This window comes from Acinetobacter sp. L-24 (assembly GCF_056857555.1).
This window is the reverse complement of record NZ_JBSXNI010000040.1, coordinates 190121-215688: the sequence shown is the minus strand read 5'-3', so window position 1 is coordinate 215688 and position 25568 is coordinate 190121. Positions and strand designations below refer to the sequence as shown.

Genomic DNA, 25568 nt, shown 5'->3' with positions numbered 1-25568 from the left:
TACACAAGATAAACCTGCACAAGTTTTGTGAAATATCATATGTAAGAGAACATTTATGATTATTGATGAAAGTAAGAAAGAAGTTTCTCAAATTTACTTTTCTGTGCAGTTCAAGTTTGTTTTAGCTTTTATGGGAGCCTGTTCTTGGACCGTATTCTCGATTTGGATCGCTCAAGACTGGCTGCATGAGCTCAGCACATATATTGGCTATTTTATGGCTGTGTTTCTGATTTATGGTATTGCCATTATTCCAGGATTTATGAATTCGTTTGCGGCTTTAAGCCTGATGATAGATAGAAGACCGAAAAGGCAAGCATTAGCTACTTATCCTGGCCTGACTATATTGATCGCCGCCTATAATGAAGCTGTTTCCATAGAAGATACTTTAGTCAGTATTAGTGTGCAAAAATATCCTGGAAAATTGCAAGTTATTGTTATTAATGATGGTTCTCAAGATGACACTGCTGATATTGTCCGAAAAGCGGAATCGAGATTTCCCTGGCTGACCTTGCTGGATTTAAAGCAAAATGCAGGTAAAGCACACGCCTTAAATGAAGGCTTAAAGCTTGCGGAACATGATCTGGTGATTACCGTCGATGCAGATTCTTATTTACATCGTGTTGCCTTAATCAATATTGTGGAACGCTATGTAGCGGATCCACCCAATACACGTGCAGTTGCGGGTAAAATTCTGGTACGCAATTCTCGTGAAAACATGTTAACCAAAACTCAGGAATGGGACTATTTTCTCGGTATTTCCGCGACCAAGCGTATGCAGTCCCTATATCAGGGAACCTTAGTGGCCCAAGGTGCTTTCTCTATTTATGATCGAAACGCCCTGATTGAAGTGGGTGGATGGCCTGAATGTGTGGGCGAAGACATCGTACTTACATGGGCATTATTGAATGCAGGCTATCGTGTTGGACATTGTGAGGATGCCTGTCTATTTACCAATGCACCGACCACACTTAAGGTTTTTATCAAACAGCGTCAGCGTTGGGCACGTGGCATGATTGAGGCATTTATTCAACATCCCACTATTCTAATTAAGCCAAGACTGTCTACGTTTTTTATTTACTGGAATCTGCTTTTCCCTTGGTTGGATATTGCCTTTACCTTTGGCTTTATACCTGGACTCATTCTGGCATGTTTTGGACACTACTGGATCGCGGGTATTATGACCCTAGCTTTATTACCTATGGCATTCTTACTGGGGCTATTAAATTATTCAATTGAACGCAGAATGTTTGATGATCTGGAGCTCAGGGTACGGAAAAACTTCAGTGGTTTTTTCTTGTATGTTCTTGCCTATAGTTTCTTATTGCAACCTGCCAGTATTTTAGGATATTTGGATGAAGTACTGAGAACACGAAAAACATGGGGAACAAAATGAAAAATAACAAAATTGGGATCTATGCGGTTGTTCCTTTGCTTATAGGTATGAATGCAAGCAGCCTGGCCAAGGGATTAGAAGAAAACCTGGCCCAAAGTGAACGTGCGCTTGGAACAGAGTTTTTCTTTAGTGATGATAGTGAAGGCTTTCAAACCCGTAAATTATCAGCGGAATTTTTGCCTCAATATGAACATGCTGATGATTATCTAGGTATACGTGGCAGTGCTTATCAGTATAAAGCTGATGACTGGAGTCGAGATGGTCAAAAGATTTCATTGATTGGACGTAATATTGATTCTGCTACAGCGAATGGCTGGGCTTTGGAGGCAGGTATAGTTGATCAAGGAGATCATACATTATTCACCTTTGATGGTAGTTATCGTACGCCACTTGCAGAAAAAACAGCATTAGAAGTTTTTGCCAATCGGGATTGGGTTGAAACTCAGCCTGCTTTGGAGCAGGGAACGAATTTTACCTTTATTGGTGCTGCCTTGGATCAGGGTTTAGGTGAGCATGTCACAGTGGTGGGTGTTGCAGGATCGCAATTTTTTTCAGACGATAATCGCCGTGATCATGGTCGTATCAGACTGATCTATCAGCCTTCTCTGGACTTGGGATTGACGCTTCAGGCCCGATATCGCACCTACCAAAGTAGTGAAGAAGATGTAGGCAGGGAATATTTTAACCCTCAGGATTATCAAGAATCGATGCTGGCCTTAGGTTGGCGTCAGCGTTTTTCCGGCTGGTCAGCTGGTTTAACTGCTGGTTTTGGACGTGAAAAAATTAATCAGGATTCAAGTCAGACCACCCGGTTATTTGAACTGAACTTGCAAAGTCCTGTTCGCGGCTCGCAGTTTCTACGTATGAATGCCGGATATAATCGCAGTGCTTCCTTCTATGGGCCGGATTATGATTATCGTTATATCAGGGGTGAATGGATTGTGCAGTTTTAAATCTGGAAGATGAATCTTAATATTGAGCGGTCTTAAAAGACCGCTTTTCTTGTGTAGCAAATTTTTGATTCAGAGAAAGATAATTAATCCATATTAACTATGAGTTTCTTCCTCAGCATCATCTTCAAAAGTTTTGGCAATTTTTTCAATATTCAGGCTTTTGGCCATCGCATCAAAGATTTCCTTATATACGCCTTGCTGATGATAAAGCTGGTCGTGTTCACCATGTTCGGCAATCGTTCCTTCTTTCATTACATAGGTATAATCCGCATCAATAATCTGCGACAGGCTATGCGAAATGATGATCACGGTACGGCCTTGCTTGATCTGGTCTAGACTTTGTTTGATCTGTTCCGTGGCAATTGCATCCAGACTCGCCGTCGGTTCATCCAGAAAAATGATCGGTGGATTTTTCAGGAACATCCGTGCCAAGGCAATCCGTTGCTGCTGGCCGCCAGACAGCATCAAGGCATCGCTGTCATAGCCATCCGGTAACTGTAAAATCTGCTCATGAATCGAGGCTTTTTCTGCCGCCTCAATTACATCTTCCATTGAGGCAGTAGTTTTGCCGTAACGGATATTGTCAAAGATGGTGCCCTGAAAAATATGGTTTTTTTGTAAGACCAGACCAATATGATCGCGTAGATATTGGGTGTCATAATCTTTCAGGTCAATGCCATCCAGTTTGATCTGGCCTTGCTGTGGTTCATAAAATTTATCCAGCAAACTGATCAGGGTGGATTTTCCGGCACCCGATAAGCCCACCAAGGCGGTAATTTTATTGGGACGAATTTCCATATCAATATCTTTCAGGGCATGGTGGCCGTTTGGATAATAAAAATTCACGCCACTCAGTTCAAATTTTCCTTGGACAATCGGTTTCTGCTGACCGCTTTGTTCAATTTCATCATCTGCTTCCAGAATCTTGAAAAAGCTTTCTGAATAGATCATGGCGTCATTTACTTCATCATAAATCCGGTGCAGGGATCGGATTGGGGCAGAGACATTATTAAATAGCAGCACATGAAACATGATCATGCCAATACTCATCTGGCCATCCAGCACAAAGTAGGAGGTTAGAATAATGATTAGTACAATCCCGATCTGTTCCAGAAAAGTTTTCAGGCCATCAAACAGGAAACTGGTCTGGCGGGTTTTCATCTGATTGTCGGTCAGTTCACGCTGTAAACCGAGCTGCTTTTCCGATTCAATCGATTCGCGGTTAAAGGATTTGATCACAGTAATCGAGTTGATGATGCTGAGAATGCCTTGACTCTTTTTCTCCCGGCCATCTCGAAGGCTACGGCGCCAGCCGCCCAGCTTTTGCGCCTGCTTATAGGTCAGCCAGAAATAGATCGGAACAATGGCAGTCGCGACCAGACCGACATAGACATTGGCATAGTACATTAGCCCCAAAGCCACAATCGCACTGGTAAATAACGGTAAAATATCAATAAAGAAGATCTGAACCAGACGGGTCAGTGAGCCAATGCCACGATCAATCCGGGTCTGTAATTTACCGGCCTGATTATTTTCCTGATTAAAAAATTCCAAACGATATTTTAAAAACTTTTCAATAATCCCTTGGGCCAGATCCTGAGAGACAAAAATTCGCAGTTTCTCTCCATAGAACTTCTGCCCGAACTGGACAAAGGCATTAATAATTTCTTTGCCGAGCAAAATTGCCGAAATCGTGATCAGAATATGCCAGCCTTGCTCCAATCCTTGACCGGCTTCGAGTAGCGAATTGATGCTGTCGACCGCATATTGCAAGGTAATGGCATTGACCTGTGCGGTGAATGAGCCAATCAGGGTCAGAATCAGCGTGGCAATCACCAGCAACCGGTAAGGCTGAACAAAGGGACGAAGTTTCTGAAACAGCTGCCATAAGTTCATAAAAGGATTATTTTTATTGTGAAAGTTGAATTCAGTCTAGGCAGGAATCATGCCAGCCACAAGCATAAATGTTGTAGTCATTTGTGAAGAGCAGTTGTAATCCTTTAGGTCGAATGTCAGTATTTTCATGTGGATACTGAATCTGATTGATATGACGCTCGATTTATTTGCACCCCAGCCGCAAGCCAATGTATTACCTTTTGATGGGGTAGTGGAGGATTATGGCTTGATTTTGGATGAGGAACAAAGCCAGCAGTATCTACAGCATTTTCTCAGTCAGCTGGCCTGGCAATATGATGAAGTGCATTTATTTGGCAAGCACCATGTCACCGGTCGCCAGGTGGTCTGGTATGGCGATGAACATTATCAGTATCGTTATTCTGGTACGCTCAAACAAGCTCAGGTATGGACACCCGGATTATTCCGTTTAAAGCAGCATATTGAAATTCTGGTCGGTCATCCCTTTAATTCCTGTCTGGCCAATTTGTATGAAGATGGTTCCCAAGGCTTGGGCTGGCATAGTGATGATGAGCCGGCGTTATATACAGGTACTTCTCGGGAAAATGTCATTGCTTCTCTGAGTCTGGGAGCCACCCGCAAAATGAGCTTTAAGCATAAAATTCGGAGCGATAAAGTCGGTGTACTGTTACACAGTGGACAACTGATTGTGATGCGAGGTGCGACACAGCAACACTGGAAGCACAGTATCAGCAAAACCAGCAAAGTTTTAACACCAAGAATTAACCTGACTTTTCGTTATTTTTATCCTTAAGAAGCATTTTGGAGCATAAAAAAGCACCCTGACGGATGCTGATTTAAAAAATTTTCAAAACAGATTAAGGCGTGATTCCAGCAGGATGGCGATACCAGCTTTCAATCAACAAGGTAGCCGCAATACTGTCGGCAGAGAGTTTTTTGCCGCGACCTTGAGCCTGATAATGATCCAGTTCATCGCGTGCTTCACGGGTAGTCAAACGTTCATCTACCATCCAGGTTTCAATATTGGTCTGATGACGTAAACGGCGGGCAAATTTTCGCGCCCGTGTCGACAGCTCGGATTCACTATCATCCATATTCAATGGCAAACCGACCAGAAATAAATTCGGTTGATGGCTTTTCACGATTTTGAGCAGCTCATCCCAGTTGGGGATACCATCTTTCATGGGAAATAAGGGCAGGGGATTGGCACTTGCAATCAGGGATTGTCCAACCGACATTCCCATTTTTTGTGTACCAAAATCAAACGCCATAATGGTTTGTGGCGCGTTTACATCAGGCATGTCCAATCTCGGAAGATAACCAGTTGCGGTCTACGCCCATTTTTTTATAGGCAGCATCCCAACGGTCGTTATAAGGTAAGTTAAAAATCAGATCCATATCGGAATCACAAATCAGCCAGTCACCACGGGCAATTTCCTGTTCCAGCTGGTGTTTGCCCCAACTGGCATAACCGAGGGCAATCTGATAGCGACCGACACCTTCATTATGTGCAATGGCATCCAGAATATCTTTGGAGGTAGTAATGCAGACATTTTCACCCACGGCGATGGAGGAATGCCAGGTCGGCTGACCGGTATGCAAGACAAAGCCGGCTTCAGGGCGCAAAGGGCCACCTTGCAATACCTCATGCGGATTGACATTATCTGCTTCAATATCCAGATCATTCAGCAATTCTTTAATTTGAATGCCGGCAGGTCGATTGATAATGATGCCTTGGGCACCATCTTCATCATGACGAGCGAGATAAATGACCGTCTGGGCAAAAAAATCATCATTCGCATGCGGCGGTGCAATCAGACAACGATGTGTCAGAAACTGTTTGGTCACCTGAGCAGTTCTCCTTAAAATTAATTTCTTCGCAGAGAAATCCTATGATCCTAATAGCTACGTTACTAGAGCTTTTTGGATTCACCAAATTTTATTTGTCCAGATTGTAAATCTTCAAGCCTGCTGAAATTTCAGCTGACGTAACTGGCGGGCATGTTGCAAGGTGGTTTCACTAATCTCCACACCGCCTGTCATTCTTGCAAGCTCCTGAATAATTTCGTTTTCTTCAAGATTGATAATCGTACTGCTAGCAGGATCAGTCTGCTGTTTTTTCACCAGTAGATGCTGATCAGATTGTGCGGCTACTTGTGCCTGATGAGTAATACACAGAATCTGTACATGCTGGGCCAGATCGGCCAGTAAACGTCCGACAATTTCTGCCGTACCACCACTGATCCCGACATCAATTTCATCAAAAACCAATACTTCGGCTTCGGTTTTTTCTGCATTCATGACCTGCATCACCAGCGCAATACGCGAGAGCTCACCGCCTGAAGCAACCCGGGCCAAAGGCTGTGCCGGAATGCCTTTATTGGCAGTAAACAGCAATTGAATAAAGCTGAGACCTTCACTAGATGGCTGTTCCAAAGGCTCAAACTTAAACTCAAAATGCGCTTCAGGCAGTGCCAGTTGTTTAACCTGCTCAGTGAGCTGCTTGGCCAACGGTGCTGCGGCTTCACGGCGAATCTGATCCAGATGTTGGGCCTTATCCAGAAACTCCTGATAAGACACTGCTACCTGCTCAGCCAGTGTTTCCGGATCTTCCAGTTGATGTAACTGTTCCAATTCACTTTGCCAGGCTTCATATTCTTCTTTGAGCAACTCTGGCTGGGTCCGATACTTACGTGCCAGACGATGGAAGATTTCCAAAGTTGAATTCAGCACTTCCATGCGTTCTGGATCAAAACTCTGCCGATCCATGAACTGGCGTAAATTCGCTGCTGCATCTTCAAGTTCGCTTTGTGCATTCAGCAGGGAAGTATAAATCCCGGAGAGCTGCTCACTGCGTCCGGCATGCGACTCAACCCGACGCATAATTGATGCCAGTTCCTGAGTGATATTCTGTTCAGCTTCATCCAGCACATTCAGGCTATAGACACAGTCCTGCATAATGGCTTCATGATGCGAGAGCCGATCAAATTCCTGCTCAATTTCCGGATAATCCGTCTGAACAATTTCTTCCAGTTCTTCGAGTTGTAGTTCCAGGGTTTCCAGACGCTGCTTGCGTGTCGCTTGTGCGTCTAAAGCTGCTTGATGCTGGCGGATATTTTTTTGCCAAGTGCTATACGCATCACGTACGGCTTGGGCCGGTGCATAAAAATGATAATAACGGTCCAGCCAGTGTTTCGGATAAGGCGGTTCTAATAATTGTTGCTGACTATGCTGGCTATAGAGTTGTACCAGTAAACGCCCAATTTCTTTCAGTTCAGACAGGCTGCTCGGGCGTCCATTGATCCAGGCCTTGCTGCGGCCAGTCGCAAAGATCACCCGGCGTAAATGAATTTCACCTGACTCGTCATCCAGTTCATGTTCTTTTAACCAGGCGGCTTCAGGACTGTGTTCCTGATAGCTGAAACTGGCAGTGACATCGGCTTTTTCTGAGCCATAACGCACATAATTGGTATCGGTTCGCTCACCCAGACAGGCAGACAATGCATCCAGTAAGAGGGATTTACCTGCACCGGTTTCACCGGTTAAAACGTTAAAACCTTTATCAATATCAATAGCAAGGTGTTCAGCTAAAGCAAAATTGATCAGAGTTAAATGTGTCAGCATAAACGCATCCGGGCTGCGAAAAGTTTGATTGAAATAGCCTGATGTTGGATTGGTGTCACAACATGGCTGTGATTATTATAAATCAGGACGAATCAATTTCATTCTATCTTAAATTTTAGCGATTTATATATGCTTATTTCACTGTATTTTCGCAAGAAGCTGACTCAGAAGTATGTTGATTCACTGCTGATTTTCATATTTTTGACATCCCTAATCTTTAAATTAATGACTCAATTGAGCCTGTTTCACAAGAGCACGTGCAAATTGAAACTTAAGCTTATCTATCAGCAAAATACAGGCCAAAACATGCTGTAAATAGAAGGGGTTCAGGTGATACAGAATATTTGATCGACGCCGACAAACTTCGATTGATTAGTTGAGAGTGCACATTTAAACTACAGCAATCAAAATATTACAAAATGCTTTATCTGGAGAAATCGCATGTCAGCTCAGTTTGATCATGTATCGGTACTTAAAAAATCTAATGTATATTTCGGCGGGTTGTGTATTAGTCACATTGTACAATTTGAAGACGGGACCAAGAAAACGTTGGGTGTCATTCTGCCATCAGAAAATGCCTTGACCTTTGAAACACATGTTCCTGAGCGCATGGAAATTGTTTCAGGTGAATGCCGTGTTCAGATTGGCGATAGCGAAGAAAGTGAGCTGTTCCGTGCCGGTCAGTCTTTCTATGTACCGGGCAATAGCCGTTTTAAAATCGAAACCGATGATGTGCTGGACTATGTCTGCCATTTTGAAGGTTAAGTCCAGATTCAAGATCAGTGTAAACCGGGCAAGAAATTTCAGTGCGAATCGGTTAAACTAATCAGCTACAGAAATCCTGTGAAGTCAGCTTTACGGGATTTTTCTTTTGTATATAACTAATCTAGAGGTCGTTCATGGCAAAACCTGAATATTTTTATGGCGTACATTCAGTGGAGTCATTGTTAGAGCTTGAGCCTGAACGTGTCTTGACATTATTCACTCTCAAAGGACGCGATGATCAGCGTTTAAAGCGTGTACTGGAACTGGCTGAACCGTTTGGAATCAGTGTGCAGCAAGCCAGCCGTGACAAACTGGAAAAATTGGCCGGCCAGCCGTTTCACCAAGGCGTGGTCGCTGCGGTACGTGCACATCCGACACTGAATGAAAAAGATCTTGAATCACTGTTGAGCGCAAATCCTCAAGCGTTGTTATTGGCTCTTGATCATATTACCGATCCGCATAATCTCGGTGCCTGTATCCGTACGGCCGCTGCAATGGGCGTTGAGGCAGTGATTGCGCCACGTGATCGTTCAGCCACCCTAACTCCGACAGCACGTAAAGTGGCTGCTGGTGGTGCGGACAAAGTCAAATTCATTCAGGTCACCAATCTGGCGCGTACTTTGGGTCAAATTAAAGAAGAGTTCAATATTCGTGTTGTCGGTACCATGCTGGATGAAAAAGCGCTGCCGATCCAGAATTTTGATTTCACCGGTACCGGCGTCTGTGTGGTGATGGGTGCGGAAGATACTGGTCTGCGTCCAATTACGCAAAGCCAATGTGATCAGACCGTGTATATCCCGATGGCAGGTAATCTGCAAAGTCTGAATGTCAGTGTGGCTACAGGTATGGCACTGTATGAAGCCTGCCGTCAGCGTAACCTTTAATTGATGATGGCATTGTCAGACCGTACCCAAGGCTATGTTTTTTTAGTTGTTACCATGTGCATCTGGGGCGGTTTTACCTTAACGGCCCGCCTGAATGCACTTTGGCAGATCAGTGCCTGGGATATTGTGGCCTTGCGTTTTTCTCTGGCCTTCCTGATTCTGATGCCCATCTTGCTCTATCGTAAAGAGGCCGCTTTTTTACTGAAAAAAGAGCCTTTTATTTTAGCGATGATTGGTGGGGTGATTTACTGCCTGTTTGCCTATAGCGCTTTTCACTACGCACCTACCGCCCATGCTGCAATTTTCTTGAATGGCTGTATTCCAATCTGTACCGCGATTATGGCTTTTTTTCTGATGGGGCAGGCTTTTGATAAACATACCTGGGCCAGCCTGATCATTATGATCGTAGTACTATGTCTCATGAGTATGCTGATGTATAGGGAAACTGGTGTGGCCTTTGGAGCAGGAGACGGACTGTTTTTTATTAGTGCTATACTTTGGGCGATTTTTACCGTTTTATTGCGTAAATATCAGCTAACTGCATGGCAGGCAATGTGTGGTGTCGCGATCTGGTCGGCAGTGGTTTATGTGCCGATTTATCTGCTATTTTTACCGAAAAACCTGAGTGTGCCTGAACCCGAGCATTTACTGTTTCAGACCATTTTTCACGGCATATTTGTGGTGATTATTGCTACTTTAAGTTATGTAGAAGCCATCAAGCGTCTTGGTGCATTTAAGGCAGGCAGTATTACCAATCTTGCACCTTTTATTGCGGCAATTCTGGCTGTACCTTTATTAAATGAAACTTTAAGTCTGGCCATGGTGTGTGGCCTGATGGGTATGGCAGTTGGGGCCTTACAGCCATGGCGCTGGTTACAGCATCAGGACAGTCTAAGCCGAAAATTGGCAGAACAAAAAAAACAGTCTTAATCAGACTGTTTTTTTTATGCTTCAGCTGGCTGCCATGTTTAAATATTTTTGATGTAATAGTCTGAGATGAGCATAGAGATGATCCAGATGACCATCATTTAGGACAATATCATCGGCCATGGTCTGCTTTTGTTCGCGGGACATTTGGGCAGCAATGATATTGCGAATTTGTTCGATATTCTGGCCGTCACGTTGTGAGGCCCGCTCAATTTGCAGTTCGATGGTGGCGTCAATCAGTAAGGTATGCTGAGTGAGTTCGTGCTGATTGGTCTCAAATAGTAGTGGTGAAACCAGAATGGCATAGGGACTTTGCGCAGCATGTAGTTGCTGGATAATGGAAGTACGAATTGCCGGATGGGTAATACTTTCCAGAGTTTTGCGTGCTTCAGGAGACTGGAAGATATATTCACGCAGGGCACGACGATTCAGTGAGCCATCGGCAAGCAGTACCCAATCGCCAAAAGCCTGCTGAATCTGGGTAAGTGCAGGCTGCCCAATTTCGACCACTTCACGCGCTACCACATCGGCATCGACTACCGTGATCCCTTGTGCTTCAAACCACTGACTGGCAGCAGACTTGCCACTGCCAATTCCACCGGTTAAACCGAGTACAAATTTCAATTTACTGACCTAAATACACTTTCATAATTTGTTCACCCCAAAGAAAAGCGATCCAACCGGCAATAGCAATATAAGGACCAAAAGCAAAAGGCTGATTTTCCTTGCGAACTTTTAGCAGAATGATGCCAATAATCGCACCTACCAGGGAAGACAGCAGCACAATTAAAGGCAATAATAATGGACCCATCCAGGCGCCCAAAGCCGCAAGCAGTTTAAAATCGCCATAGCCCATACCTTCTTTACCGGTGATGATTTTAAACAGGTAATACACTATCCATAAACATAAAAAGCCAATGATGTAGCCCCAGATGGCAGAGCTTGGGGAGGTATAGAGTGCATAACTATTTACGCCTAGACCTAGTGCAGCCAGGGGCAGGGTATAACGGTCCGGTAATAACTGGGTATCAAAATCAATAAAGGTTAGGGCAATCAGCACATAAGTCAGGATCAGTCCAAACAGCATTTGCATTGTCGGGCCAAATACTGCTACGACAAGTAGTGCACAAACTGCCGTCAGAATTTCAACCAAAGGATAACGGATGCTGATAGGATTCTGACAGTTCGCACACTTGCCACGCAGGACCAGCCAGCTGATAACTGGAATATTCTGGTACCAGCGGATTGGCTGATGACATTTAGGGCAAGTCGAAGCGGGTTTGCTTAAACTTAATTTCGCTTCATCAATCACCGGCTGTTCCGGATGCAAAAACATCTGGCAATCGGTACGCCATTCCTGTTCCATCATCTTGGGAGTGCGGTAGATCACCACATTCAGAAAGCTGCCGATACATAAACTAAAAAGCCCAACTGCGATATACAGCGCCGTTGGGTTTTGAATAAAATATTGAATAAGATCTTGCATTAAACCACAGAACCCATTTGGAAGATTGGAAGGTACATGGCAATCACCAGACCACCAACGAGCACACCGAGAACGGCCATAATTAGCGGTTCCATCATCGAAGTTAAGCCGTCAACCGCATTATCAACTTCGTTTTCATAATGTGTTGCTACTTTATCCAGCATGGCATCTAATGCACCGGATTCTTCACCAATTGCAACCATTTGGACTGCCATGGATGGGAATTTGTTGGTCACGCGCATGGCAAACTGTAGTTGTTGACCTGTGGCGACATCTTCACGAATTTTCATCACAGCATCTTCATATACAACGTTATTGGTAGCGCCGGCAGTGGATTCCAGTGCATCAATCAAAGGTACACCTGCTGCGAAAGTCGTGGCAAGGGTACGGCTATAACGTGCAATAATCGCTTTATATACCAAATCCCCAAAAATCGGTGCTTTGAGTGCTGCTTTATCCAGAAAATCGCGGAATTTCTTGCTACGTTTTTTGGCTTCAAGAAAAGCGGTAATGATGGCTCCAATGGCAATAATCAGCAGGAACCAATATTTTTGCATCCAGTCCGACATATTGACCACCATCTTGGTAAAAGCGGGCAGGTCGGCGCCAAATGAAGAGAATAAATCCTGGAAAACCGGGACCACTTTGACCATCAAGATAATGGTAACAATCAGAGCGACCACAACAACTGTAGCTGGATATTTCATGGCCTTTTTGATTTTTTGCTTGAGCAATTCACTTTTTTCTTTGTAAATCGCAACACGATCAAGCATGGTTTCAAGAGCACCCGACTGCTCGCCTGATTCAACTAAAGAGCAAAATAAATTATCAAAATACTGTGGATATTTACGCAGTGCTCCAGCGAAAGTGTTACCCCCCTCGACTTCACCTTTAATTCCCAGTACAACTTCACGCATGGATGGATTTTCCAGACCTTCTGCGACAATCTCAAAGCCTTGTACCAGTGGTACCCCGGCTTTCATCATGGTCGCCAATTGTCGGGTAAAAATCGTAATATCCAGTGTTGAGACTTTTTTCTTCATCAAGCCTTCGAGAATATTTTTTTTCTTTTCCCGAATGGTCTTGATGCTGATACCTTGTTTTCGAAGGGTGACCTTGGCCAAAGCCATATTTTTTGCTGGCAATTCCCCCTTGATCTTTGCCCCCTTACGATCAATTCCTTCATAGCTGAAGATCGGCATCATCTGGCCTTTCTTTACTGCTGCCATACCTTTATCCTTATTTTAGATCAGCATCCGATCATTCGCTGGTGACACGATTGACTTCCTGTAAAGAAGTCACCCCCTGCATCACCTTGATTAAACCTGACCGGCGTAAATTGTTAAAACCTGCACGTGCGGAAGCATCGGCAATTTCAAGTGCATTACCGTCCTCCATAATAATTCTGGAAATTTCGGGCGTTACTTTCATAACTTCATAAATACCGACACGACCTTTATAGCCTTCGCGACACTCATTGCAGCCCACCGGTTCATAAATTTGGAACTCAGGTTGCTGCAAGTCGGTTTCGGTAAAACCCATCTCCAGTAAGCTTTGTTTCGGAATATCGGCAGGTTTTTTACATTGTGAACACAGGCGACGTGCCAACCGTTGTGCAATGACCAGGTTGACTGAAGTGGCAATATTGAAAGAAGGCACCCCCATATTGCGTAAACGGGTCAAAGTCTCAGGCGCACTATTGGTATGCAGCGTCGACATCACCATATGACCGGTCTGCGCAGCTTTAATCGCAATCTCGGCAGTTTCCAGATCCCGGATCTCACCGACCATGACGATATCCGGGTCTTGACGTAAGAAGGACTTCAGTGCGGCAGAGAAGGTCAGGCCAACTTTATTATTAACGTTGACCTGATTAATCCCTTGCAAGTTAATCTCGACCGGATCTTCCGCTGTGGAAATATTGGTATCTTCACGATTCAGGATATTCAAACCGGTATAAAGTGAAACGGTTTTACCGGAACCCGTCGGGCCGGTAATTAGCAGCATCCCTTGTGGTTTGTCGAGTGCCTGCATAAACAGTTCTTTTTGTTCCGGTTCATAACCCAATGCATCAATCCCCAGCATCGCACTGGATGGATCCAGAATACGCAGTACCAGCTTCTCACCAAACAGTGTAGGGAGAGAGTTGACACGGAAATCAATGGCTTTGTTTTTGGATAATTTTAGTTTAATTCGACCATCTTGTGGTACACGTTTTTCTGAAATGTCCATTTGTGACATAACTTTAAGACGTGAAGACAAACGATTTGCCAGCTGTAGTGGTGGTGTTGCAATCTGGCGTAATACCCCATCGACCCGATAACGTACCCGATAGATTTTTTCATAAGGTTCAAAGTGTAGATCCGAAGCACCCATACGAATCGCATCGATGAGTAACTTATTTATATATTTGACAATTGGTGCTTCATCACCTTTATTGCTTTCATCATCTTCTTTATTCGGATCGGTGGATTCAACATCAACATCCAGATCAAAGTCTTCATCAAACTCAAACGTGCTTTCTTCAGTAAAATTCTGCTCGATCAGTTTTTCAAGTTTATTGTGTTCAACAATAATCGTTTCAATATTGAGTTTGGTGGAAAAACGGACTGCATCAATTGCTTCGATATTGGTGGGGTTACTGATCGCAACATATAAAATACTGGAATTTTTAAAAATCGGCAGGATGCGATGCTTGGTAATCAGCTTTTCATCAATCGCATCCCGCAAAATTTGGGCAGGATCATAGGCACTGATATCAAACAGCGGTTCGCCAAATTCGACTGAAATCGTTTCAGCAATGACGGTCGGGGAAAGCTGTTGCTGGTTAATTAACTCAGCCACGATATCGATTTTTTCTTGCTTGGCATGCGCCAACGCACTGCGCATATCTTCAGCCGAGATGACGCCTTCCTCGACCAAACGACGAATAAATCCGGTAAATCTTGGCGACCCCTGTAATGCTGTCATGCTATAAATGCCTACTCATCAAATTCTTTTAATTGCTATATTAAAATTATACGTTTGTTACGTAAAAATACCATAGCCAAGAGTGCTGCTCGCTTCCTCATCTCCAGTAAAAGCATGAACTGGTTAGAAGAAGTCCTCATTTTTTTAAGTGATAACAAAAAATAACCATTTTGGATAGTCTAAACTGAGAATGAGTGATAAGAAAACTATTCTTTTAATTTTCCAATTCCGTGTAGAATGTGCCCAATTCAAAATATGTAAATGAAATAGGTTAATTATGTCGGTTTCGACGATTACCCCTTGGGTGATAGGTAACTGGAAAATGAATCCAGTGCAGGCAGAGGCATTGAGCTTGGTGCGTGGTATTAAGAATTTGTTGGAAACTGCACCGATTGCTGAAGATCAATGTCATTTAGGTGTGGCACCGATTGCCATTGCCTTAAGCCAGATTCAGGCAGAGCTGTCATCTGCGGTTCGTCCGATTTATACCGTAGCACAAGATGTTTCACGTATTTCAGGAACGGGTGCCTACACCGGTGAAGTCAGTGCTGAATTACTCGCAGACAGCCAAATCCAGTATGTACTGGTGGGTCATTCTGAGCGCCGTGAAATATTTACGGAAAATGCTGATATTTTAAATGCTAAAATCAAGAATGCCTTAAGTGCCGGTTTGACGGTAATTTATTGTGTCGGTGAAAGCCTGGAACAACGTGAATCCGGGCAGGCAGAAGCTGTCGTATTGCAACAAATTTGTGATATTGCTGCTGTGGTTGAAGCCGAACAATGGAAAAATATCGTGATTGCCTATGAGCCGATCTGGGCGATTGGTACAGGTAAAACAGCTTCTCCTGAAGATGCACAGGCCATGCATGCACAAATCCGTCAAGGTTTAAGCCAGATTACGGGCTATGGCGAGAGTATGGCGATTTTATATGGTGGTAGTGTCAAGCCGGAAAATGCAGTAGAGTTAGCAGCCTGCCCAGATATCAATGGGGCATTGGTCGGTGGTGCATCACTCAATGCTGAGTCGTTCCATAAAATTGCTCATGCATTTGCAAATACACAATAATTAGGAGTTCAGCATGCAAACTTTTGTGCTGGTAGTACATATTATCTTAGCTGTTTTGATGATTGTCTTGATTTTGGTTCAGCATGGTAAAGGTGCAGATGCTGGTGCCTCTTTCGGTGGCGGTGGTGCAGCGACAGTATTTGGAGCTTCAGGTTCGGGTAATTTCATGACCCGTTTAACTGCGATTTTTACTGCACTGTTCTTCGTGACCAGTCTGACTTTGGCGATTTTGGCCAAGCAACAAACCTCGAATGCCTATAGTTTGGGATCTGTTCAGTCTGCGCCGACCGCACCTGTGCAATCGAATGAAAGTTCACCAACTGCACCAGAAACGACCGAATAGTTTTAATTAGTCCTTTCTTTTTTTCAGTGATGCGACTAGAATGCGTCACAGCTGCGGTGGTGGTGGAATTGGTAGACACGCTACCTTGAGGTGGTAGTGCTTTCGGGCGTGGGGGTTCAAGTCCCCCCTTCCGCACCAACTTATAATCCAGAAATTTAAGTTGGTGTATGCAGCTGAAAAAACTTCTGTTGATGCGGGATGGAGCAGTCTGGTAGCTCGTCGGGCTCATAACCCGAAGGTCGTTGGTTCAAATCCAGCTCCCGCTACCAATCAATCCTTTTTAAAGACGCAAACTTTCAAGAGGCAGCTTAAACCAGTATTAAGCTGAGAAATATAATTTGCATGTTGTTGCGGGATGGAGCAGTCTGGTAGCTCGTCGGGCTCATAACCCGAAGGTCGTTGGTTCAAATCCAGCTCCCGCTACCAAGTTTCTAAAAAGAGGCTCACAACAAGGTGGGCCTTTTTGCACAGTGGGATTTGAAAAAATCTTAAATTGTGCATTAATTGGGGCGATTTACGCCCTTTTTTATTGGCTATCGTGTAGTGTCGACATTATTTGGTCAAATCTCCATGTTTCACTACTACTATAGTTTGTATTGGTTTGTAGTGGTCAAATAGATCATAAAATCGCACCAGATGACGAGAGTAAATGAAGCTATCAAATAAAACTCAAGCACTTCAGGACTTGATTGCACCAGCAGTTGAAGCCTGTAATGTAAACCTTTGGGGGATCGAATTCCTGCCACAGGGTAAATGTTCGTTATTACGTATTTACATCGACAAGCCAGTCGATGAGAGCGTTGCACCAGCAATCAATGAAGATGGTGAAGAAGAGCAGGGGCGTGGTATTGGCGTTCAGGATTGTGTGCGTGTCACGCAGCAAGTGGGCGCAATGCTGGATGTTCATGATCCGATCTCGGGTGAATATTCACTTGAAGTATCTTCGCCAGGCTGGGACCGTCCATTCTTCCAGCTCGAGCAGATGTCAGGCTATATCGGTCATACCGTAGCACTACGTTTGATCAGTGCGGTAGATAACCGTCGTAAATTCCAGGCCAAACTGGTTGCTGTCGATCTTGAAAATGAAATGATTCAGGTTGAAGTAGAAAAGCAACAGGTATTGGAGATCGACAGTCACAATATCGATAAAGCAAATTTGGTCTTCCAAGATTAATTTAATAAATAAAAATTTAACGAATAGGTGACGTATGGCACGTGAAATTCTGACCGTCGTTGAAACGGTTAGTAACGAAAAAGGTGTACCTCGTGAAGCGATCTTTGAAGCGCTTGAGCAAGCTTTAGTTGCTGCGACAAAGAAAAAATTCTACGAAGGAACACATTCGGAAGAAGCACGTTTACGTGTGGAAATTGATCGTAAAACAGGTGACTATCGTACTTTCCGTCAGTGGGAAGTGGTTGCAGACGAAGACCATGAAATGCCAGCTTGTCAGGATGCCATCTCTGATGTCGATCCGGCAAAATGGTCGATTGGGGACATTCGTGAGCTTGAAGTTGAATCGATTGACTTCGGTCGTATTGCAGCGCAAATTGCCAAGCAAGTGATCGTACAGAAGATCCGTGAAGCAGAACGTGCACTTGTAGCCGATGCTTACGAATCTAAAGTCGGCGAGCTGATCTACGGTGAAGTGAAAAAACAAACCAAAGACGGTTTTATCATTGACCTAGGTGACAATGCTGAAGCGTATCTTGCTCGTGAAGAAATGATTCCGAAAGAAATCCTTCGTCCGAAGCAACGCGTGAATGCAATTCTGTTTAATGTCAACCGTGAAGGTCGTGGTGCGCAGTTACAACTGTCACGTGCTAAACCGGATATGCTGATTGCATTGATGAAGAAAGAAATCCCTGAGATTTCTGAAGAAATCATTGAAATTAAAGCGGCGGCTCGCCAACCAGGCGTTCGTGCTAAAATTGCAGTGAAAACCAATGACCACCGTATTGACCCGGTGGGTGCTTGTATTGGTATGCGTGGTACCCGTATTCAGGCTGTACAGCAAGAGCTCAATGGCGAGCGTATTGATGTGGTAGTTTGGTCGGATGATCCTGCGCAATATATCGCAAGTGCATTGGAACCAGCAGATGTATCGAGTATTGTCATCGATGAAGATGCACGTACTGCAGATATCATTTTCGCAACCAGCGATCAGTTGGCACGTGCGATTGGTTCACAAGGTCAGAACGTTCGTCTGGCATCTGAATTGACTGGCTACAAGCTGGACATGATGCTGGAAGAGGAATACTACGCCCGTCAACAAAACGAAGCGCAACAATATCTGGACATGTTTGTTACCCGTCTGGATATCGCGGAAGATTTGGCGATGGCATTGGTAGAAATGGGCTTCACCTCGCTTGAAGAAATTGCTTATGTCCCTGCAGAAACGTTTGATGAAATCGAACTGGATGCGGAACTGGTTGAACTACTGCAAAGCCGTGCGAAAGAAATTGCACTTGCTGATGCATTACAACAGCAAGAGAACATACAAGCGCCAAGTGAAGAACTTGTTGCAATGGAAGGCATGACAGTAGAGATCGCGCAAGCGCTAGCAGCTCGTGGTGTGGTAACAGTGGATGATTTAGCAGATCAGGCGACTGACGATATCGAAGATATTGAAGGTTTGGGTGCTGAGAAAGCAGGTCAACTCATTATGAAAGCGCGCGAATCATGGTTTAACTAGGAGGTAGTATATGACGGACAAGTCGATTAAAGAGTTAGCCCTCAATGTGGGTCGTCCAGTTGAGAAGCTCCTAGAGCAGGTTCGTGAGGCAGGTTTACCACAGCGTAAAGCTGACGATATTATTACCACCGAACAACAAGACAGCTTGATGAGCCATGTGAAAAAGTCACAGGGTTCAGAAAGCCAAGCAGGGCAAATCACGTTGAAACGTAAAACGACTAGTACGGCTAAAGTAGCCAGTACTTCAGGTAAGGCGAAAACGATTAATGTAGAAGTTCGCAAGAAGCATACATTTGTTAAGCCGGATCCAGAACAGATCAAAGCAGAAGCATTGGCGAAAGCCAAGGCTGAGCAACAGGCCAAAGCTGCGCCTGAACAGAATACAGCGCAAGCTGCTTCTGCTGAAGCTCCAAAAACTGGCGTAAATAACGCGAATAAAGCTTTAGAGGCGATGCGTGCTGCTGCAAAGCAAACCAGCGACAAGCAAGAAGTTTCTAAAGCTGCAGTTGTGGTAAAACGCAAATCAACCAACAAGCCGATTGTGAAGCAAGTTGTTAAACCAACTGAAACCGCTGAACAGAAAAAGGCACGTGAAGCAGAAGCAGCAAAATTAAAAGCTGTTGAAGAAGCGGCACGTCGTAAAGCGGCTGAAGAAGCGCAGCAACGTACGCTTGAACAAATGCGTCAAATGGCGTCCAAGTACACCGCGGAAGATACCACTGCAACGATTCGTGTTGTTGATGATTCTCCTCTGGCTGCCGGCCTTGTTGGTCAGGCATATGAAGACTCTTTTGCCAAAGAAGACCGCGAAATCAAACGTGGTACGAATACGCCGAGCGCGCGTGCACCTAAAAAAGGTGGTCGTCGTGGTCAGGAAGAGCAAAGCTTCAGCAAACAGCCTAAGCGCGGTTTAAAAACTAGCCAGGGCAACAAGCACGGCTTCGAAAAACCTGTGAAAAAACAGGTTTACGATGTTGAAATCGGTGAAACGATTGTCGTTGCTGACTTGGCTGCGAAAATGGCAGTTAAGGTTCGTGAAGTGATTAAATCACTCATGAAAATGGGTGAATTGGTTACTCAGAACCAGGCGATTGATCAAGAAATTGCTGCACTTGTTGTTGAGGAAATGGGCCATAACCCGGTACTGGTTTCTGATACACAAGCTGAAGATAACTTGCTTGAAGCAGCTGAAGAAGCACGTGGTGCGCAATCTACGCGTGCGCCTGTTGTTACCATTATGGGTCACGTTGACCATGGTAAGACATCGCTGCTTGACCGTATTCGTCGTGCCAAAGTGGCTGCTGGGGAAGCGGGCGGTATCACACAGCATATCGGTGCTTACCATGTAACTACTGATAAAGGTATGATTACATTCCTTGATACTCCGGGACACGCAGCATTTACTGCAATGCGTTCACGTGGTGCGAAAGCAACAGATATCGTGGTTCTGGTTGTTGCAGCAGATGATGGTGTAATGCCACAAACTGCAGAAGCAATTGACCATGCACGTGCTGCAGGTACACCAATCATTGTTGCAATCAACAAGATGGATAAAGAATCTGCTGATCCAGATCGCGTATTGAATGAATTGACTGTGAAAGAAATCGTGCCAGAACAATGGGGTGGTGACGTTCCAGTAGCAATGGTTTCTGCACATACTGGTCAAGGCATTGATGAACTTCTTGATATTATTTCGATTCAAGCTGAACTTCTAGAGCTTAAAGCATCGGAAGAAGGCGCTGCACAAGGTGTCGTAATTGAAGCACGTGTAGACAACAGCCGTGGTGCGGTAACGTCTATTCTGGTTCAAAACGGTACATTGAAAGTAGGTGATCTCGTTCTTGCCGGTTCATCTTATGGTCGCGTTCGTGCGATGACGGATGAAAATGGTCAGCGTATCAAATCTGCAGGTCCTTCGATTCCGGTGGAAATTCTGGGTCTTCCAGAAGCACCAATGGCGGGTGACGAAGTTCTTGTGGTGAGTGACGAGAAGAAAGCACGTGAAGTTGCCGATGCGCGTATGGATCGTGAACGTCAAAAACGTCTTGAGCGTCAATCTGCAATGCGTCTTGAAAACATCATGGCGTCTATGGGCAAGAAAGATGTGCCTATCGTGAACGTTGTGTTGAAAACTGACGTACGTGGTACCTTGGAAGCATTACACGTTGCACTTGCTGAGCTTGCGACTGACGAAGTTAAAGTACGTATCATCGGTTCTGGTGTAGGTGCGATCACTGAGTCTGACGTGACACTGGCTGAATCTTCAGAAGCAGTTCTACTTGGCTTTAACGTACGTGCGGATAACGCTGCGCGTCAAAAAGCAGATGCAGACAGTATCGACATTCGTTATTACTCAATCATCTATCAATTGATTGATGATGTGAAAGCAGCAATGAGCGGTAAGCTTGCACCAGAACATCGTGAAACGATTCTGGGTGTTGCACAAGTACGTGAAGTATTCCACTCAAGTAAGTTTGGTGCGGCTGCGGGCTGTATGGTACTTGAAGGCGTATTGCATCGTAACAAACCGATTCGTGTATTACGTGATGACGTGGTTGTGTTCCAGGGCGAGCTTGAATCTCTTCGTCGCTACAAAGAAGTGGTTGAAGAAGTTCGTGCCGGTATGGAATGTGGTCTTGCGGTGAAAGGCTATAAAGACATCAAAGCACTTGATAAGATCGAAGTGTACGATGTTCAACTGATTAAACGGAGTCTTTAATGGCGGGTAGTCAACGTCTGAAGCGTATGGCGGATACAGTACAACGCGAGTTGTCCGAACTGATCCGTCAGGAGCTGAAAGATCCACGCTTAGGTGGTCTGGTGACCATCTCTGCGGTGAAGGTGAGCCCAGACCTGGGATATGCGGAAGTTTATGTCACTGTGATGGGACGTGAACTTGGCGATGAGCAAAGCCAAGAGGCCAATAAAGAAACTCTGGATGTGTTGAACAAAGCATCTGGTTTCCTGCGCCACGAGCTGAGTCGTCGTATCAAAACCCGTATTACGCCTCGTCTACGTTTCCATTACGATAAGACCAATGCATATGGTAACTATATGTTTGGTCTGATCGCTGAAGCAGTGAAGGACTTACCTGAAGCTGAAGCAAAAAAAGATGATGAATAAGTTTTAGGACTAAAAAAGCCACCTTCGGGTGGCTTTTTTTATCTCTCTATTTTGAGATTTGGGAGAACTGGAATCGCTTGCTCAATTAATCTAAATCATCATTGCGATTGATTTTCTTTTCATAAAAGGTACGACGGCGTGAACGCTGCCAAGGCAGGGGGCGTTCTAGCGTTTCCGGTACTTCACCACTCAAAGAACGTAAACGCAAATGTAATGCAGCCTGTGCCATCAGATTGGCAGATACTGGCGCAGTGATAAAGGCGAACAGGGTAATCAGCACTTCAGCAAAACCGAAACGGCCATACATGGCAGAGAAAATCATCGCCGCAATTAAAAAACTGCCGAGGCCCAAAGTACTGGATTTGGTCGGTGCATGCAGACGCATGAACAGATCGGGTAAGCGCACCATCCCGATTCCGCCAACCAGCATAAAGAAAGCACCAATCAATAGAAAAATCGACACCAGTATTTCTAAAATTAAAGACATTTAAAAACTCCTAGTCGATGACATGGCCAGTGGTGAAATAACGCGCCAAGGCTGCGGTAGAGACAAAGCCCAGCATCGCGACCAAGAGAGCGCCTTCAAACAGAAATGTGCTGCTCCAGTAAATACCCAAAATCACCACCAGACAGGTGGCATTTAGGAACAGGGTATCCAGTGCCAACAGGCGATCAACAATAGAGGGACCGGTAATCAGCCGGATCAGACACAGTAACATGGAGATGGTGACCGCACCCAGACAAATCAATAATGCATAAGGTAGAATTGTCATGCTTTTTCTCCTGATCGTGCATTAAAAATCTCAATGAGCGGGCGTTCATAGCGCTGCTTAATCAGCTCGATTTCGGCCGCTTCATCATCTGTGCTTAAGGCATGTACCAGAATATCACCACGATCCTGGTCAATCCCTGCAGATACCGTGCCCGGTGTAGTGGTAATAATCATCGCCAGCAAGGTGTTGACTTCTTCATGTTCGGTATCTAAAGGCACACGGAACCATTTTGGATGCAGATTCTTCGTCGGTCCTAGCACCAGTTTGGCCACTTTAATATTGGCTACAACAATGTCCCAAACTACGACAAAGAACAGGCGCAGGGCAGGAGTCCACTGGATATTCGGGGTATAGTCAATAAAGGGTTCGACCATACGTGGAATGATCACCGCGAGTAGCAAGGCCATCAGCAATGTTCCAGCGTCCAGGCTGTGTGCCAGTAAAACCCAGCTCAGTCCCACAATCACAGAAACCAGCGGATGCGGGAACCAGCGTTGAAATAATGATTCAGCCATTAAGGTCCCTCCGCCGGTTTAAGTTGATTATCATCATATTCGGTCTGTTCAATGTGCTGCTGGTCAATCTGGCGTTGCTTGAATTCAGAAATATTTTCACCCTTCAAGGTCGCTTCTGAAATCACATAAGGAATTAGATGCGCATTAGGATCTATCACCTCACCACCATATTTGGTTTCTGGCAAATACTTCGGATCGAATGGCTGGACGCTAATAAACTGACCTTCTGCATCCGGTTTTAACAGCGCGGCTTCATAGACCGAATTGTTTTTGATCTGTTCCGCAGTCTGATAATTATATTGATAGATCGGTCCGGCAAACACCACGTAGGCGGTTAAGCCTGCCAGCAATATATAAATCACCCGGTCATTGCGTGCCGGTGCTTTACTCGGTAGGGCTTCATATTTATGAAACTCTTCAGAATCAAGATCATCTTCAGGTCTGCTCGAACGCCAGAACAGGATAAAACCGACCCGGGTAAAAGCCAGAATACTGAGAAAACTTACCAGCAAAATGGTCAGGATAATAATCATCTGATAATCTGAATTAGCAGAAGCCTGCAAAATAAAGACTTTACCGAAAAATCCACTAAACGGTGGCAGGCCTGCCATCATCAAGGCGATGATGAAATAGACAATCGAAACTAGCTTATTCTGTTTCATCAGTGGGGCGATTTTAAAATGATCTTTAAATTCACCGCGCTGCGAGGTAATCCAGCCCGACAGAATATAAAATGCGGCCGCAATCAGGGTACTGTGTACCAGATAATACAGCGCACCCGCCCAGGCTGCAGTATTATTCAGGCCAATGGCCACCAGAATCGTTCCGACTGAAGACAGCACCATAAAACCGACAAAACGGCGCAGACGTTCGGTGCCAATTGCACAGATTACCCCATAGACGGATGTGACCAGACCAATCACCAGCAGACAGTTCATCAGAATCTGATGGCTATATTCATCATCAAAAACCGTGCCGTTGATACGCAAAATTGCATAAATCCCGACTTTAGTCATGATAGTAAAGAGCGCTGCTACAGGAGTCGTGGCCACCGCATAGGTTTTGGGTAACCAGAAACCCACCGGCAGCATTGCTGCTTTGATTCCAAATACCACGAAGAGCATCAAGCCACCGGCAACGGCCAGTTTATGCTGATCTTCTGCAAGTGTTGGCATCAAACGGGCCACATCGGCCATATTCAGGCTACCGACACTGCCATAAATCATCCCGAGTCCAATCAGGAATAGCGCAGACGCCAGCAGGTTAATGGTGACATAGTGAATTCCCAGCTGAAAACGTGCCTTACCTTGTCCATGCAACAGCAGTACATAAGACGCCATCAGCAAAATTTCAAAGAACACAAACAGGTTGAACAAATCGCCTGTCAGGAATGCACCAGTCAGACCCATCAGCAGGAAATGCACCATGGCATGGAAATAACGGCCGCGTAAGTCCCATTCTTTGCTGGCATACCAGACCACAGGCAAGGCGAGCGCATAGGTCAACACCAGCATCATGGCCGAGAGCTGATCCAGCACCAGCACGATCCCGAATGGTGCTGCCCATTCGCTGAGGGTGTATACGCTGATTTGGCCCTCGCTGCTGTTTATCAGATAGCTAACGGCAATGATCAGGCCCAAGATTCCCGAGAGATGGCTGATACCACGACGCCAGGGTTGACGCCAGTCCGTGATCAGAGAGCCTGCACCCGGATTTCCCAAAAGTACCAAGGCAAAAGCGGTAAAGGCCGGCAAAAGAATGCTGAAAATAGGAGTATGTTGAGTCCAGAAATTGAGAAGATCAGTCATTAAGGCTCATCCTCACGTGGATCAATCTGGGGGATATCTTCTTTTGAGTCAACGTGGTCTGTTCCTGATTCGTAGCGGCTACGCAGTGCCAGTTGGACAATAAAGGCAGTGGTGGCAAAGCCAATCACGATGGCCGTCAGCACCAGTGCCTGAGGTAGAGGGTCAGTCACATTCGCGGCTTCGGTTAATACTGCAGGCGAATTCATCTGAATCCGGCCCATGGCAAATAAAAACAGGTTGACCGCATAACCAATCATGGCCAAGCCCAACACCACCGGGAAGGTACGCGCCCGCAGGATCAGATAAATGCCTGTGGCTGTCAGCAGGCCAATCGCAGAGGCTAATAAAAATTCTAAACTGATCATTC

At 45.0% G+C, this 25568-nt stretch carries 25 protein-coding genes and 3 tRNA genes; 15 read left to right on the top strand and 13 right to left on the bottom strand.

Features of this window, described 5'->3' with window-relative positions; translation table 11 throughout:
• The first annotated feature begins 55 nt into the window (after positions 1-55).
• Both AC13CK_RS07680 and AC13CK_RS07675 read left to right on the top strand, forming a co-directional pair.
• Entirely contained in the window at positions 56-1393 is a 1338-nt protein-coding gene (locus AC13CK_RS07680) for a glycosyltransferase family 2 protein (RefSeq protein WP_425879340.1), read from the top strand.
• On the top strand, positions 1390-2346 hold the full coding sequence (locus AC13CK_RS07675) for a hypothetical protein (protein ID WP_005108469.1): 957 nt from the start codon (positions 1390-1392) through the stop codon (positions 2344-2346). The genes AC13CK_RS07680 and AC13CK_RS07675 overlap by 4 nt, the downstream gene beginning before the upstream one ends.
• Before the next feature lie 93 nt (positions 2347-2439).
• Here AC13CK_RS07675 and AC13CK_RS07670 read toward each other — a convergent pair whose 3' ends face one another.
• On the bottom strand, positions 2440-4242 hold the full coding sequence (locus tag AC13CK_RS07670) for an ABC transporter ATP-binding protein (protein WP_168730888.1): 1803 nt from the start codon (positions 4240-4242) through the stop codon (positions 2440-2442).
• 151 nt (positions 4243-4393) lie between these two features.
• On the opposite strand from AC13CK_RS07670, the gene AC13CK_RS07665 reads away from it, so the two are divergent.
• Positions 4394-5014, top strand: a complete 621-nt coding sequence (locus AC13CK_RS07665) for an alpha-ketoglutarate-dependent dioxygenase AlkB family protein (protein ID WP_425879534.1) — start codon at positions 4394-4396, stop codon at positions 5012-5014.
• A gap of 64 nt (positions 5015-5078) precedes the next feature.
• Here the strand turns inward: AC13CK_RS07665 and ruvX are convergent, their stop codons facing one another.
• The 3 genes from ruvX to recN all read right to left on the bottom strand — a co-directional run bounded on the left by ruvX (position 5079) and on the right by recN (position 7845).
• Positions 5079-5522, bottom strand: a complete 444-nt coding sequence (gene ruvX / locus AC13CK_RS07660; RefSeq protein ID WP_222110688.1) for a Holliday junction resolvase RuvX — start codon at positions 5520-5522, stop codon at positions 5079-5081.
• Positions 5515-6069 carry a YqgE/AlgH family protein gene (locus AC13CK_RS07655; protein ID WP_004281085.1) on the bottom strand — a complete coding sequence of 185 codons (555 nt, stop codon included), beginning with the start codon at positions 6067-6069 and terminating at the stop codon, positions 5515-5517. Before AC13CK_RS07655 ends, ruvX begins: the two co-directional genes overlap by 8 nt.
• 114 nt (positions 6070-6183) lie before the next feature.
• Positions 6184-7845 carry a DNA repair protein RecN gene (gene recN, locus AC13CK_RS07650; protein ID WP_213686751.1) on the bottom strand — a complete coding sequence of 554 codons (1662 nt, stop codon included), beginning with the start codon at positions 7843-7845 and terminating at the stop codon, positions 6184-6186.
• Positions 7846-8286: 441 nt separating this feature from the next.
• On the opposite strand from recN, the gene ppnP reads away from it, so the two are divergent.
• From ppnP to AC13CK_RS07635, 3 genes are all read left to right on the top strand, one after another.
• Positions 8287-8610, top strand: a complete 324-nt coding sequence (gene ppnP, locus AC13CK_RS07645) for a pyrimidine/purine nucleoside phosphorylase (RefSeq protein ID WP_004281089.1) — start codon at positions 8287-8289, stop codon at positions 8608-8610.
• A gap of 134 nt (positions 8611-8744) precedes the next feature.
• Positions 8745-9494: a 23S rRNA (guanosine(2251)-2'-O)-methyltransferase RlmB gene (gene rlmB / locus AC13CK_RS07640; RefSeq protein WP_425879344.1), complete on the top strand. Its 750-nt coding sequence runs from the start codon at positions 8745-8747 to the stop codon at positions 9492-9494.
• A gap of 6 nt (positions 9495-9500) precedes the next feature.
• Positions 9501-10424 carry a DMT family transporter gene (locus AC13CK_RS07635; RefSeq protein WP_005108480.1) on the top strand — a complete coding sequence of 308 codons (924 nt, stop codon included), beginning with the start codon at positions 9501-9503 and terminating at the stop codon, positions 10422-10424.
• A 21-nt stretch (positions 10425-10445) separates the two neighbouring features.
• On the opposite strand, the gene coaE is transcribed toward AC13CK_RS07635, so the two are convergent.
• From coaE to pilB, 4 genes are read right to left on the bottom strand one after another with little or no spacing between them, the layout of a single operon-like run.
• On the bottom strand, positions 10446-11045 hold the full coding sequence (coaE, locus tag AC13CK_RS07630; RefSeq protein ID WP_064102364.1) for a dephospho-CoA kinase: 600 nt from the start codon (positions 11043-11045) through the stop codon (positions 10446-10448).
• Position 11046: 1 nt separating this feature from the next.
• A complete protein-coding gene (locus AC13CK_RS07625; protein ID WP_213686754.1) occupies positions 11047-11907 on the bottom strand; it encodes a prepilin peptidase in 861 nt (286 codons plus the stop codon).
• Positions 11907-13136, bottom strand: a complete 1230-nt coding sequence (locus AC13CK_RS07620) for a type II secretion system F family protein (RefSeq protein WP_005108483.1) — start codon at positions 13134-13136, stop codon at positions 11907-11909. Before AC13CK_RS07620 ends, AC13CK_RS07625 begins: the two co-directional genes overlap by 1 nt.
• Before the next feature lie 31 nt (positions 13137-13167).
• A complete protein-coding gene (pilB, locus tag AC13CK_RS07615; protein ID WP_425879349.1) occupies positions 13168-14877 on the bottom strand; it encodes a type IV-A pilus assembly ATPase PilB in 1710 nt (569 codons plus the stop codon).
• A 277-nt stretch (positions 14878-15154) separates the two neighbouring features.
• Between pilB and tpiA the strand changes: the two genes are divergently transcribed.
• From tpiA to AC13CK_RS07570, 9 genes are all read left to right on the top strand, one after another.
• Positions 15155-15946, top strand: coding sequence for a triose-phosphate isomerase (gene tpiA, locus AC13CK_RS07610; protein WP_425879351.1), 792 nt, complete (start codon positions 15155-15157; stop codon positions 15944-15946).
• 13 nt (positions 15947-15959) lie between these two features.
• Entirely contained in the window at positions 15960-16289 is a 330-nt protein-coding gene (gene secG / locus AC13CK_RS07605) for a preprotein translocase subunit SecG (protein WP_425879353.1), read from the top strand.
• 53 nt (positions 16290-16342) lie between these two features.
• Positions 16343-16427: transfer RNA gene (locus AC13CK_RS07600), tRNA-Leu, on the top strand.
• 54 nt (positions 16428-16481) lie between these two features.
• Positions 16482-16558: transfer RNA gene (locus AC13CK_RS07595), tRNA-Met, on the top strand.
• An 80-nt stretch (positions 16559-16638) separates the two neighbouring features.
• Positions 16639-16715, top strand: a tRNA-Met gene (locus tag AC13CK_RS07590).
• A 223-nt stretch (positions 16716-16938) separates the two neighbouring features.
• The gene (gene rimP / locus AC13CK_RS07585; protein ID WP_004281103.1) at positions 16939-17463 is read left to right on the top strand and encodes a ribosome maturation factor RimP; all 525 of its coding nucleotides are present in this window, start codon (positions 16939-16941) and stop codon (positions 17461-17463) included.
• Between the two features lie 34 nt (positions 17464-17497).
• On the top strand, positions 17498-18982 hold the full coding sequence (gene nusA / locus AC13CK_RS07580) for a transcription termination factor NusA (protein WP_004281105.1): 1485 nt from the start codon (positions 17498-17500) through the stop codon (positions 18980-18982).
• Positions 18983-18992: 10 nt separating this feature from the next.
• Complete coding sequence (infB, locus tag AC13CK_RS07575; protein ID WP_114541781.1) at positions 18993-21701, top strand: translation initiation factor IF-2; 2709 nt, start codon at positions 18993-18995, stop codon at positions 21699-21701.
• Entirely contained in the window at positions 21701-22105 is a 405-nt protein-coding gene (locus AC13CK_RS07570) for a ribosome-binding factor A (RefSeq protein ID WP_004281108.1), read from the top strand. The genes infB and AC13CK_RS07570 overlap by 1 nt, the downstream gene beginning before the upstream one ends.
• Before the next feature lie 85 nt (positions 22106-22190).
• On the opposite strand, the gene AC13CK_RS07565 is transcribed toward AC13CK_RS07570, so the two are convergent.
• The 5 genes from AC13CK_RS07565 to AC13CK_RS07545 are packed head-to-tail and all read right to left on the bottom strand — an operon-like array spanning position 22191 to position 25566.
• A complete protein-coding gene (locus AC13CK_RS07565) occupies positions 22191-22592 on the bottom strand; it encodes a Na+/H+ antiporter subunit G (RefSeq protein ID WP_005108489.1) in 402 nt (133 codons plus the stop codon).
• A gap of 10 nt (positions 22593-22602) precedes the next feature.
• Positions 22603-22878 carry a monovalent cation/H+ antiporter subunit F gene (locus AC13CK_RS07560; protein WP_005108490.1) on the bottom strand — a complete coding sequence of 92 codons (276 nt, stop codon included), beginning with the start codon at positions 22876-22878 and terminating at the stop codon, positions 22603-22605.
• Positions 22875-23393 (bottom strand): Na+/H+ antiporter subunit E, encoded by a 519-nt coding sequence (locus tag AC13CK_RS07555; protein WP_425879358.1) that lies wholly within the window; start codon positions 23391-23393, stop codon positions 22875-22877. The genes AC13CK_RS07560 and AC13CK_RS07555 overlap by 4 nt, the downstream gene beginning before the upstream one ends.
• The gene (locus AC13CK_RS07550; protein ID WP_425879360.1) at positions 23393-25201 is read right to left on the bottom strand and encodes a monovalent cation/H+ antiporter subunit D; all 1809 of its coding nucleotides are present in this window, start codon (positions 25199-25201) and stop codon (positions 23393-23395) included. The genes AC13CK_RS07555 and AC13CK_RS07550 overlap by 1 nt, the downstream gene beginning before the upstream one ends.
• Positions 25201-25566 (bottom strand): Na+/H+ antiporter subunit C, encoded by a 366-nt coding sequence (locus tag AC13CK_RS07545; RefSeq protein WP_114541783.1) that lies wholly within the window; start codon positions 25564-25566, stop codon positions 25201-25203. Before AC13CK_RS07545 ends, AC13CK_RS07550 begins: the two co-directional genes overlap by 1 nt.
• Between the last annotated feature and the right edge of the window lie 2 nt (positions 25567-25568).